The organism is Stenotrophomonas sp. YJH_SMC_101-4 (assembly GCF_059370395.1).
In genome coordinates, this window is sequence record NZ_JCAFTP010000005.1 from 363,317 (window position 1) to 375,328 (window position 12,012).

Annotated in this window: 7 protein-coding genes and 1 riboswitch; of the genes, 4 read left to right on the plus strand and 3 right to left on the minus strand. The window is 67.3% G+C overall.

The annotated features are described in order from the left end of the window. Positions 1-59: 59 nt before the first annotated feature. Positions 60-1,505, minus strand: coding sequence for an adenosylhomocysteinase (ahcY, locus tag AC5P8D_RS18120; RefSeq protein WP_049451423.1), 1,446 nt, complete (start codon positions 1,503-1,505; stop codon positions 60-62). A gap of 36 nt (positions 1,506-1,541) precedes the next feature. Further along, positions 1,542-1,625: riboswitch (S-adenosyl-L-homocysteine riboswitch) on the minus strand. 120 nt (positions 1,626-1,745) lie between these two features. On the opposite strand from ahcY, the gene AC5P8D_RS18125 reads away from it, so the two are divergent. Both AC5P8D_RS18125 and ppc read left to right on the plus strand, forming a co-directional pair. Continuing rightward, positions 1,746-4,262 carry a S9 family peptidase gene (locus tag AC5P8D_RS18125; RefSeq protein ID WP_495203556.1) on the plus strand — a complete coding sequence of 839 codons (2,517 nt, stop codon included), beginning with the start codon at positions 1,746-1,748 and terminating at the stop codon, positions 4,260-4,262. Between the two features lie 234 nt (positions 4,263-4,496). Beyond that, positions 4,497-7,208 (plus strand): phosphoenolpyruvate carboxylase, encoded by a 2,712-nt coding sequence (gene ppc, locus AC5P8D_RS18130; RefSeq protein ID WP_495203568.1) that lies wholly within the window; start codon positions 4,497-4,499, stop codon positions 7,206-7,208. A 67-nt stretch (positions 7,209-7,275) separates the two neighbouring features. Here the strand turns inward: ppc and AC5P8D_RS18135 are convergent, their stop codons facing one another. Then, positions 7,276-7,782, minus strand: coding sequence for an acyl-CoA thioesterase (locus tag AC5P8D_RS18135; RefSeq protein WP_019338087.1), 507 nt, complete (start codon positions 7,780-7,782; stop codon positions 7,276-7,278). Between the two features lie 140 nt (positions 7,783-7,922). Beyond that, entirely contained in the window at positions 7,923-9,134 is a 1,212-nt protein-coding gene (metK, locus tag AC5P8D_RS18140; RefSeq protein ID WP_495203557.1) for a methionine adenosyltransferase, read from the minus strand. 326 nt (positions 9,135-9,460) lie between these two features. Here metK and olsF point away from each other — a divergent pair, with 326 nt between their 5' ends. Beyond that, on the plus strand, positions 9,461-11,176 hold the full coding sequence (gene olsF / locus AC5P8D_RS18145) for a bifunctional ornithine lipid synthase OlsF (RefSeq protein WP_043398002.1): 1,716 nt from the start codon (positions 9,461-9,463) through the stop codon (positions 11,174-11,176). Next, on the plus strand, positions 11,173-11,973 hold the full coding sequence (locus AC5P8D_RS18150; RefSeq protein ID WP_241877340.1) for a UDP-2,3-diacylglucosamine diphosphatase: 801 nt from the start codon (positions 11,173-11,175) through the stop codon (positions 11,971-11,973). Before olsF ends, AC5P8D_RS18150 begins: the two co-directional genes overlap by 4 nt. Positions 11,974-12,012: the final 39 nt, after the last annotated feature.

Genomic DNA, 12,012 nt, shown 5'->3' on the forward strand with positions numbered 1-12,012 from the left:
TGCATCCGTTGCTGGTATCAGAGCCCTTTCCTGCGGAAAGGGATCCGACCCCTGCACGATCAGTAGCGGTAGTGGTCCGGCTTGAACGGGCCTTCCACCGGCACGCCGATGTAGTCAGCCTGTTCCTGGCTCAGGGTGGTCAGCTTCACGCCGATCTTTTCCAGGTGCAGGCGGGCCACTTCTTCGTCCAGCTTCTTCGGCAGCAGGTAGACCTTCTTCTCGTAGCTGTCCTTGTTCGCCCACAGGTCGATCTGTGCCAGGGTCTGGTTGGCGAAGCTGTTGGACATCACGAAGCTCGGGTGGCCGGTGGCGCAGCCCAGGTTCACCAGGCGGCCTTCGGCCAGCAGGAAGATCGCGTTGCCGTTCGGGAAGATGTACTTGTCCACCTGCGGCTTGATGTTGACGTGCTTGATGCCGGCGAACGACACCAGCGCATCGACCTGGATCTCGTTGTCGAAGTGGCCGATGTTGCAGACGATGGCCTGGTCCTTCATCGCGCTCAGGTGCTCGATGCGGATGATGTCCTTGTTGCCGGTGGTGGTGACGTACAGGTCGGCACGGCCCAGGGTCGATTCGATGGTGTTGACCTCATAGCCTTCCATCGCCGCCTGCAGGGCGCAGATCGGGTCGATCTCGGTGACGATCACGCGCGCGCCATAGGCACGCAGCGAGGCGGCGCAGCCCTTGCCCACGTCACCGTAGCCGCAGACCACGGCCACCTTGCCGGCCAGCATCACGTCCATCGCGCGCTTCAGGCCATCGGCCAGCGACTCGCGGCAGCCGTACAGGTTGTCGAACTTGCTCTTGGTGACCGAGTCGTTGACGTTGATCGCCGGAATCAGCAGGGTGCCGGCCTGGGCCAGCTGGTACAGGCGGTGCACGCCGGTAGTGGTCTCCTCGGAGACGCCCTTCCAGTCCTTGACCACGCGGCCCCAGTAACCCGGGCGCTCCTTGGCGACGCGCTTGAGCAGGTTCTTGATGACCTGTTCTTCGTGCGAGGACGAGGCGGTGTTGACCCAGTCGCTGCCGTTTTCCAGCTCGTAGCCCTTGTGGATCAGCAGGGTCACATCACCGCCGTCGTCCACCACCAGCTCCGGGCCGGTCAGGGTGCCGTCGGCCAGGGTGAAGGTCAGCGCGTCCAGGGTGCAGTCCCAGTACTCTTCCAGGGTCTCGCCCTTCCACGCGAACACCGGGGTGCCGGTGGCGGCAATGGCGGCGGCAGCGTGGTCCTGGGTCGAGAAGATGTTGCACGAGGCCCAGCGCACGTCGGCGCCGATGTCCTTCAGGGTCTCGATGAGGACCGCGGTCTGGATGGTCATGTGCAGCGAACCGGTCACGCGCACGCCCTTCAGCGGCAGGCTGGCGGCATGCTTGCGACGGATCGACATCAGGCCCGGCATTTCGTGCTCGGCGATGTCCAGTTCCTTGCGGCCCCAGTCGGCCAGCGTGATATCGCGGATCTTGTAATCACCTTCGGTGGAGAAGGTCTTGGCAACAGCGTTCATTCGTGTGCTCCGGTTGTGGACGAGCGGGTGCTCGCATCTAGCCGGGCGCCGTTGTTACAAAGCCACCTTACCGAGCCTGGCCGGGCCTCGTGGGATCCGGTCGCAGCGCCCCTCGGCAGGGGAGAACCCCCATTATATCGCGGCCCCGGCATGACATCGGAACGACCCAACCATCGGCAGATGGGATCGCGTGCACAGACTGTTAAGGTCGGTGTTTTCACGCATCACACAGGTGGAACGATGAGCATGCACGCGCGCCGCACACGGCGCTGGACCGGCCTGGTCCTGTCGATGGGACTGCTGGCGGTGGCCCCGCTGGCCTGGGCGGCAGCGCCGCAGCCTGCGGCCGCACAGGCCCAGGACGTCAACGGCTATGAACTGCCGTCGGCCGCGCTGCAGGCGGTGGTGGACGCGCCCCGTGCGCCCTCGTTGTACCTGTCGCCACGCCGCGACGTGGCCGCGATGATGCAGATGCCGTCGCTGCCTTCGATCCAGGTGGTGGCGCAGCCGGAACTGAAGCTGGCCGGCCTGCGCATCAACCCGCGTACGTTCTCCGACAGCCGCTTCAGCTTCGGCGAGAAGCTGTGGCTGATGAACGTGGCCGACGGCAAGGAGCGGCAGATCAGCGGCCTGCCGGCCAAGCTGTCGATCGCCAGTGTGATGTGGTCGCCGGACCAGAAGTGGCTGGCCTTCAACCAGGTCGACGCTGCCAGTGGCGCCAATGAACTGTGGCTGGTGGACGTGGCCGGCGGCAGTGCCCGTCGCCTGGTTGCCGGCCTGAACACGGTGATCGGCAGCGGCTACCAGTGGCTGCCGGACAGCCGCGGCCTGGTGGTGTTCACCCGCCCGGCCAACCTCGGTGCGGCCCCGCCCGCCGATGGCATTCCGACCGGCCCGGCCGTGCAGCAGACCCGCCAGGGCGGCGGCGTGGTGTCGATCCGTACCTACCAGGACCTGCTGAAGAACGAGGCCGACGCACGCCAGTTCGACTACTACGCCACTACCCAGCCAATGGAAGTCGGCCTGGATGGCAGCACCCGCGCGATCGGCGCGGCCGGCATCTTCATGGGCTTTGCAGTGTCGCCGGATGGCCGCTTCGTGCTGCGCCAGCCGGTGCAGCGGCCGTACTCCTACGTGGTGCCGGTGAGCAGTTTCCCGCGCCGCATCGAAGTGATCGACCGTGCCAGCGGCAAGCTGGTGCACACCGTGGCCGTGCGTCCGCTGGTGGAAGGCCTGCCGACCGGCAACGACGCCGAAGTGACCGGCGTGCGCGACATCAGCTGGCGGGGTGATGCCGATGCCACCCTGGTCTGGGCCGAGGCACAGGACGGTGGTGATCCGAACCGGGAGGCCAAGGTGCGCGATGCGGTGCTGATGCAGGCCGCGCCGTTCGACAAGCCGCCGGTGACCCTGGCCCAGCTCGGCAGCCGTCTGGTGGGTATCAACTGGGGCCGTGGCGACCTGGCCCTGCTGACCGAGTCGTGGTGGAAGACGCGCAAGACCAGGACCTGGCTGATTGCCCCGGACAATGCCGGTGCCGAGCCGCGCCTGCTGTGGGATCGTGACGCGCAGGACCGCTATTCCGATCCGGGCCGTCCGCTGTTGTCCAGCGACGACCGCGGGCGCTCGCTGCTGCAGACCACCGCCGATGGCAGCAGCCTGTACCTGGCCGGTGCCGGTGCATCGCCGGAGGGCGACCGCCCGTTCGTGGACCGCTTCGACATCTCCACGGGCAAGGCCACCCGCCTGTTCCACTCGCAGGCGCCCAGCTACGCCGCGCCAGTGGCGCTGCTGGACGACCAGGGCAGCTCGCTGCTGCTGAGCCGTGAAAGCCCGGATGAGCCGGCCAACTTCTACGTGCAGTCGCTGGCCGATGCCGGTGCCGCACCGCGCGCGCTGACCCATTTCGCCCATCCGCTGCCGCAGCTGAAGGGCGTGCAGAAGGAGCAGATCCGCTACAAGCGCAAGGATGGCGTCGACCTGACCGCGACCCTGCTGCTGCCGCCGGGCTACGACCCGAAGCGCGACGGCCCGCGGCCGCTGCTGATGTGGGCCTACCCGGGCGAGTTCAAGAGCGCGGCGGCGGCCAGCCAGGTGACCGATTCGCCGTACCGCTTCAATGCGGTCAGCTACTGGGGCCCGCAGGCGTTCCTGGCCAAGGGCTATGTGGTGCTGGCCAGCCCGTCGATGCCGATCATCGGTGAGGGCGACAAGGAGCCGAACGACACCTACATCGAACAGCTGGTGGCCAACGCGCAGGCAGCGGTGGATGAAGTGGTGCGTCGTGGCGTGACCGATCGCGAGCACATCGCCATCGGTGGCCATTCCTACGGTGCGTTCATGACCGCCAACCTGCTGGCGCACACCCGCCTGTTCAAGGCCGGCATCGCGCGCAGCGGTGCCTACAACCGCACGCTCACCCCGTTCGGTTTCCAGGCCGAGGAACGCAACTACTGGCAGGCGCAGGACGTCTACCAGAAGATGGCGCCGTTCAATTATGCCGACAAGATCAAGGATCCGATCCTCTTCATCCACGGCGTGGACGACAACAACTCCGGCACCTTCCCGATCCAGAGCGAGCGCATGTTCGCGGCGGTGAAGGGCCTGGGGGGTACCGCGCGGCTGGTGATGCTGCCGAACGAATCGCATGCCTACCGCGCACGCGAATCGATCATGACCATGCTGGCCGAGAGCGAGCGCTGGCTGGAGCAGACCATCGGCCCGGCCGAGCAGGGCAAGGCGAAGAAGAAGCGCTGACTAGTGTGACGGCGGCCCCCGCAACGGGGCCGCCTGTGCGGCTGCGCCGCCGCCCGAGCATGGGCTCGGGCGCTACACGGTGTCACGCGCCACGACGCTTGTAGAGCCGAGCCCATGCTCGGCTGCGTCCGTCATGGATACGTGCAGATGAAACCATTCTTGCATCGCAGCACGACGCCCGTTCTGGTTTAGGCTTGGTGCCTGGATCCGTTGACCGAGGCCTGTGCGTCGCCGATGAACGAGTACCGCAGCAGCATCGAATTTGCTTCTCCCGATCTTCCGCTTCGCGATGACGTGCGCCGGCTCGGCGCGCTGGTCGGTGACCTGCTGGTTGAACAGGTGTCCGCCGCGTTTCTCGACGACGTCGAAGACGTGCGCACCCGCGCCATCGCCCGCCGCGAGAATCAAGCTCCATTGTCGGAGCTGGCCGATGGCCTGGCCGGGCGCACGCCGCAGCAGGCCGAAACCATGGTGCGTGCGTTCAGCACATACTTCCAGGTGGTCAACATCGCCGAGCGCGTGCATCGCATCCGCCGTCGCCGTGACTATCAGCGCGCCGGTACCGCAGGTGCACAGCCTGATGGCCTGCAGGACGCGCTGCAGCACCTGAAGGCGCAGGGCGTGGGCCTGGACGAACTCGCGCAGTGGCTCCCGCGCATCGACATCGAACCGGTGTTCACCGCGCACCCGACCGAGGCGGTGCGCCGCGCGCTGCTGGAAAAAGAGCAGCTGATGGTGGCCAGCCTGGTCGACAACCTCGACGGCCAGCGCACGCCAGGTGAGGCCGCGGCCGACGCCGCGCGCTTCCGCATGGCGCTGACGGCCTCGTGGCAGACCACCGACTCCTCGCCGGTGCGGCCCACCGTGGATGACGAACGCGAGCACGTCGGTTTCTATCTGGTGCAGGTGCTGTACCGCGTGATTCCGGTGCTGTACGAATCGCTGCAGCAGGCACTGCGCGATACCTACGGCGAGGAGCTGCCGCTGCCGCGCCTGCTGCGTTTCGGCACGTGGGTAGGCGGCGACATGGATGGCAACCCGAACGTGGATGCGACCACCATCCGCAACACGCTGGATGCGCAGCGGCAGGCGGTGCTCGGGCGCTACCAGAAGGAACTGCTGCAGCTGGCCAGCCTGCTCAGCCAGTCTACCGAGCGGGTGGGTGTGAGTGATTCGCTGCAGGCACGCGTGGCGCAGTACCAGCAGCTGCTGCCGCAGGTGCAGTCGCGCCCGCGTCATGCCGACATGCCGTACCGCCTGCTCAATGACCGCATGCGCGCACGCCTGCAGGCGACGCTGGATGATGGCAGGGGCGCCTACGCCGGCCCCGCCGAACTGATCGACGACCTGCAGCTGATCCTCGACAGCCTGCGCGCCAATCGCGGCGAACATGCAGGCGGCTTCGCCGTGCAGCGCCTGCTGTGGCGGGTGAAGACCTTCGGCTTCCATCTGGCGCGGTTGGATGTGCGCCAGGAATCGAGCGTGCATGCGCGCGCACTGGCTGCGGTGCTGGGCGGCGAAGAAAGCTGGCAGGCGCTGGATGCGCTGGGCCGTGCGCGCCTGCTGGGCCCGCATGCCAGCGGGGAAGACACGCTGCCCAATGGCGATGACGAGGGCAACCAGCGGCTGGATGCGGTGTTCGCTGCGCTGGCCGATGCGCACGCGCGGCATGGCAGCGATGCACTGGGCAGCTACATCATCTCGATGGCACACGACCGCAGCGATGTGCTGGCGGTGCTGGCGCTGGCGCGCCGTGGCGGCCTGGTGGAAGAAGGCGGTTCGGTGCCGCTCGACATCGCGCCGCTGTTCGAAACCGTGGATGACCTCAAGCGTGGCACGGCCACCCTGCGTGACCTGCTGGCCGACCCGGTCTACCGCGCCCATCTGCGTGCGCGCGACGACGTGCAGATGGTGATGCTGGGCTATTCGGACAGCAGCAAGGACGGTGGCATCGCTGCTTCGCGCTGGGGCCTGCAGCGTGCGCAGGTGGAACTGCTGGAGGTGGCGGCCGAGGCCGGCATCCGCCTGACCTTCTTCCATGGCCGTGGCGGTTCGATCAGCCGTGGCGGTGGCAAGACCACGCACGCGGTCGATGCGTCGCCGCGCGGCAGCATCGATGGCCGCCTGCGGGTGACCGAGCAGGGCGAGGTGATCCATCGCAAATACGGCATCCGGGCGCTGGCCCTGCGCTCGCTGGAACAGGCCACCGGTGCAGTGCTGCGCGCCAGCCTGCGCCCGCGTGCCGCCGAGCCGCGCGAGGATGAGTGGCGGCCGGTGATGGACGCGGTGGCCTCGGCCAGCAGCGAGGTGTATCGCGCGTTCGTTGGCCAGGCCGGCTTCATGGACTACTTCCGTACCGCCACACCCATCGACGTGATCGAGCGGATGACGCTGGGATCGCGTCCTTCGCGTCGGCTCGGCCAGGATGCGGCACTGGGCAACCTGCGTGCGATTCCCTGGGTGTTTGCCTGGAGCCAGGCGCGTGCCGTCATTCCCGGCTGGTACGGCGTGGGCAGCGGCCTGCAGGCGGCGGTGGACGCTGGCCATGAAGAGACCCTGCGCGAAATGGCGCGTGACTGGCCGTTCTTCCGCACCTTCCTGGACGACATCGCGATGGTGCTGTCCAAGGGCGATATCACCATCGCCGAGCAGTTCTCGCTGTTGTCTGGCGACCTGCACGGGCGCTTCTTCCCGCAGGTACAGCGCGAACTGGAACTTACCCGGCACTGGCTGCTGGCGCTGATGGACCAGAAGACGCTGCTGGACCATGATGCGCGGCTGGCGCTGTCGATCCGCCTGCGCAATCCCTACGTCGATCCGATCAGCGTGCTGCAGGTGGATCTGCTGCAGCGCTGGCGGGCAAGCGGGCGCGAGGATGACGAGCTGCTGCGCGCGCTGGTGGCGTGCGTGAACGGCGTTTCGCAGGGGGTGCAGAACACGGGTTGATGCGTATCCGCCGGGCATGGCCCGGCGCTACCTGCCTCGGTCGGTGCGGGGCGTGCCCCGCACGCCCTCACTCCTCCGGCGACGGAGGATTCGATGCCAGCAGTTCCAGGTGGCGCTGTTCCATTTCCTGGCGCAGTTGGCGGCGGATCAGCGCTGCGGCCTGGCGGCGCTTCTCGTCCGAGGTGACCGGCTGCAATGTTGGCACCGGCGTCGGCCGGCCTTCCTCATCCACGGCCACCATCGTGAAGAAACAGCTGTTGGCGTGGCGCACGCTGCGCTTGAGGATGTCCTCGGCCACCACCTTGATGCCGATCTCCATCGACGAGGTACCGGTATGGTTCACCGAGGCCAGGAAGGTGACCAGCTCGCCCACCGCGATCGGCTGGCGGAACATCACCTGGTCGACCGACAGGGTGACCACGTAGCTGCCGGCGTAGCGGCTGGCACAGGCATAGGCGACCTGGTCGAGCAGCCGCAGGATCGCGCCACCGTGGACCTTGCCGGAGAAATTGGCCATCTCCGGCGACATCAGCACGGTCATGGACAGCTGGTGGGTTTTCAGTTCGGTCGACATGGGGCGATTGTATCGGCGTGGCGTAGCTCTTGTAGAGCCGAGCCCATGCTCGGCTGCTCTTGTCGCAGGAAAAAGAAAGCCGAGCATGGGCTCGGCTCTACAGAAAGCAGAAGGGCCGCGTGAGCGGCCCTTCGTGTTTCTTACTTCAGCTTCGCATCGGCGCGCAGGGCGGCGGCGCGATCGGTCTTCTCCCAGGAGAAGGCCGTGGCGTTGACGGTCTCGCCTTTGCCGTTGAGGTAGCTGAACTCCTTCGGCTTGCGGCCGAAGTGACCATAGGCCGCGGTCTGCTGGTACATCGGGTGCACCAGGTCCAGCATCTTGATGATGCCGTACGGGCGCAGGTCGAAGTGCTTGCGGATCAGCTTCTCGATCTTGTCGTCGCTGATCTTGCCGGTGCCGAAGGTGGTGACCGAGATCGAGGTCGGCTCAGCCACGCCGATGGCGTAGGAGACCTGCACTTCGCAACGGTCGGCCAGGCCGGCGGCAACCACGTTCTTGGCGACGTAGCGGGCCGCGTAGGCTGCCGAACGGTCGACCTTGGACGGGTCCTTGCCGGAGAAGGCGCCACCACCGTGACGGGCCCAGCCGCCGTAGGTGTCGACGATGATCTTGCGGCCGGTCAGGCCGCAGTCGCCCACCGGGCCACCGATCTCGAACTTGCCGGTCGGGTTGATGTGGAACTTGGTGCCCTTGTGCAGCCACTTGGCCGGCAGCACCGGCTTGATGATTTCTTCGCGGACGGCCTCGATGAGGTCCTTCTGCTTGATGCCCGGGGCGTGCTGGGTCGACAGGACCACGGCGTCGATGGCCGAGACCACGCCGTTTTCATAGCGCAGGGTGACCTGGCTCTTGGCGTCCGGGCGCAGCCACGACAGCGGCGAGTTCTTCTTCTTGCGGATCTTGGCCTGCTGCTCGACCAGGCGGTGCGACAGGTGGATCGCGGCCGGCATGTAGCTGTCGGTCTCGTTGGTGGCATAGCCGAACATCAGGCCCTGGTCGCCAGCGCCCATTTCTTCCGGCTTCTTGCGATCCACGCCCTGGGCGATGTGCGGCGACTGCTTGCCGATCAGGTTCAGCACGCCGCAGGTGGCGCCGTCGAAGCCGACGTCGGAGCTGTCGTAGCCGATGTCCGTGATGACCTTGCGGGTCAGTGCTTCCAGGTCGATCCAGGCGCTGGTGGTGATTTCACCGGCCACGATGGCAACACCGGTCTTGACCATGGTCTCGCAGGCCACGCGGGCGCGCTGGTCCTGGGTCAGGATCGCGTCCAGCACCGCATCGGAGATCTGGTCGGCAACCTTGTCCGGATGGCCTTCGGAGACCGACTCGGAGGTGAAGAGATAGCTGGACATCAGGCGTAATATCCCTTGATTCGGATGGAAAGATGGGCGCGAATGATACACGGGGTGCGCCGCCTGTGCATTGTGAACCGGTACCGGTTGCCGGTGGTTAAGCCCGCGTAGGCCTGGCAAGGGCCGTCGTGACGGGATTGGGCCCGGCCTCGAGGCCCAGTGTTCCACCAGCGTGACGACGGACGGGGCTGTCCAACCCCGGACCGCGCAGGCCGCGACCCTGCCAGGCCGGCCGTCATCGTTCTGCCCCGAAACCGCCATCTGGCTGCCGCCTGCCGGGCGCAGGCTGTCGGCCAATCCGGCCGCCGGGCATCAGTGGATCCGCCATGCAGGAACTCGAACAGCGTCTCCAGCAACGCTTCCCCGATTGGTTCCACGGCCGCCGGGGCCAACTGGCACGGCCGTTGCTGCGCAGCGTCGGCCGCTGGTCGCGGTTGGACCAGATCGAAGCGTTCCTGCAGCGCAGTGCGGGATTGCGCGGATTCGGCTTCGTCGCCGCCGCCCTGGAGTTCATCGATGGCCAGTACCAGGTGGATCCGGCCGCGCTGGCGAAGATTCCCGCCACCGGCCGCCTGCTGATCGTCGCCAACCACCCCTCGGGGGCGCTGGACGCCCTCGCACTGCTGGACGCGGTCGGCCGCATCCGTCGTGACGTGCGGATCGTGGCCAACGATCTGTTGGGGGCCATCGCGCCACTGCAGGACCTGCTGTTGCCGGTGCGCATCCTTGGCGGCAAGGCCCAGCGCGGCAGTCTGCACGCGGTGGAGGAGGCGCTGGCCGCCGAGCAGTGCGTGATCGTGTTCCCGGCAGGTGAGGTCTCGCGCCTGTCGCTGCGCGGCATCCGCGATGGCCGCTGGCAGCGCGGGTTCGTCCGCTTTGCCCGTGCCGCCGGTGCGCCGGTGCTGCCGGTGCGCGTGGAAGCACGCAATTCGGCACTGTTCTACGGCGCCTCGACCCTGTTCAAGCCGGCTGGCACGGCGCTGCTGGCGCGCGAGATGTTCACCCGCCGTGGCCGCCCGCTGCGCCTGAGCATCGGCGAGCCAATGCAGCTGGGCAAAGGCGGCGACCCGGGCGCACAGCTGCTGGCGGTACGCCGCGCGCTCTATGCGCTGGGCCGCAATGGCACAGCCGGTATTGCCGCTGCCTGCGCAGGTCCGGAGCCGCTGGCTGCCCCGGTGCCGCCCTCGCAGGTCGCCGCAGGGATTGCCGCAGCGACCCAGCTGGGCCAGACCGCCGATGGCAAGCAGATCCTGCTGGCCACCTGTACCGCTGATTCACCGCTGCTGCTGGAGCTGGGCCGCCTGCGCGAACTGACGTTCCGCCAGGTGGGCGAGGGTACCGGGCGCAGCCGCGACCTGGACGACTACGACCTGCGGTACGAGCACATCGTGATCTGGGACGCGGCCGCGCAGCGCATCGCCGGCGCGTACCGGATCATGCGCGGCGCCCATGCGCTGGCCCGGCACGGCCTGTCCGGGCTCTACAGTGCGTCGCTGTTCCGCTATTCCGACGATGCCATCACCCACATCGCCGAGGGCCTGGAACTGGGCCGCAGCTTCGTGGTGCCCGATTACTGGGGCAGCCGCAGCCTGGATTACCTGTGGCAGGGCATCGGCGCCTACCTGCAGTGCCGGCCGGGCATCCGCTACCTGTTCGGCGCCGTGTCGATCAGCGCGGCGCTGCCACGCGATGCGCGCGAGCAGCTGGTGGCGTACTACCAGCGCTATTACAGCGGTACTGCTGGCCTGGTCGAATCGAACCGCCCGTTCCAGTACTTCGCCGCGCCGCCCAGTTTCGGCGAGCTGGATGCAGGCGCCGCGTTCGATGTGCTCAAGGCCAACCTGGCCGCACTCGGCACCGGCGTGCCCACGTTGTACCGCCAGTACACCGATCTGTGTGAACCCGGTGGCGCGCGCTTCCTCGCCTTCGGCGTGGACCCGGACTTCAGCGATTCGATCGACGGCCTGATCGAAGTGGACCTGTGTGCGATCCGGCCGAACAAGCGCAAACGCTACCTGCGCGACGCGGGGACGCCGGCATGAGCACGCTGGCGAACCTGTCGCCGCACCGGCGCGCAGTGTTCGTCTCCGATGTACATCTGGGTTCACGTCACTGCCATGCCACCGAGCTGGCACGGTTCCTCTCGCAGCTGCGCTGCGAACGGTTGTATCTGGTCGGCGACATCATCGACCTGTGGTGGATGGCGCACCGCCGGGCCAACTGGCGGCAGTCACACAGCGAAGTCATCCAGGCCCTGCACGCGTTGCGCCGTGCCGGGACCGAGATCGTCTACATCCCCGGCAACCACGATGCTTCGCTGCGCCAGGTCTGCGGGTTGATGCTGCCGGCGATGCAGGTGCGCCGCCGCGCCATCCACGTGACCGCCGATGGCCGCCGGCTGCTGGTCGCGCATGGGGACGAGTACGACGGCGTGACCCACTTCGGCGGCCTGCAGGAGAAATTCGGCGATTGGCTGTACTACCGCATCCTGACCGGCAACCAGGCGTTGAACGCGGTGCGGCGCCTGCTGGGGATGCGCTACTGGTCATTGTCTGAATTCCTGAAGAAGCGCAGCGGCGCCGCCGAACGCTACATCGAACGCTTCGTGCAGGCCGGGCTGGACGATGTCCGCCGTCGCGGACTGGATGGCATCATCTGTGGCCACATCCACCGCGCTGCGTTGATTGAACGCGATGGCCTGGTCTACGCGAACGACGGCGACTGGGTGGAAAGCCTGACCGCGCTGGCCGAAGACCACGATGGCGCGCTGCGCCTGCTGGACCACAACGGCCAGACGCTGGTGGAGCTGCCGGGCGCGCGCCTGTCGCAGGCGGCGTAACCCGCGTCTGTCCCCATGTAGAGCCGAGCCCATGCTCGG

Excerpts from the sequence above, each read along its gene's own strand:
- AC5P8D_RS18150 (WP_241877340.1), top strand. The coding sequence starts at position 11,173 with ATGAGCACGCTGGCGAACCTGTCGCCGCACCGGCGCGCAGTGTTCGTC.
- AC5P8D_RS18125 (WP_495203556.1), top strand. The coding sequence starts at position 1,746 with ATGAGCATGCACGCGCGCCGCACACGGCGCTGGACCGGCCTGGTCCTG.
- ppc (WP_495203568.1), top strand. The coding sequence starts at position 4,497 with ATGAACGAGTACCGCAGCAGCATCGAATTTGCTTCTCCCGATCTTCCG.
- metK (WP_495203557.1), bottom strand. The coding sequence starts at position 9,134 with ATGTCCAGCTATCTCTTCACCTCCGAGTCGGTCTCCGAAGGCCATCCG.
- olsF (WP_043398002.1), top strand. The coding sequence starts at position 9,461 with ATGCAGGAACTCGAACAGCGTCTCCAGCAACGCTTCCCCGATTGGTTC.
- ahcY (WP_049451423.1), bottom strand. The coding sequence starts at position 1,505 with ATGAACGCTGTTGCCAAGACCTTCTCCACCGAAGGTGATTACAAGATC.
- AC5P8D_RS18135 (WP_019338087.1), bottom strand. The coding sequence starts at position 7,782 with ATGTCGACCGAACTGAAAACCCACCAGCTGTCCATGACCGTGCTGATG.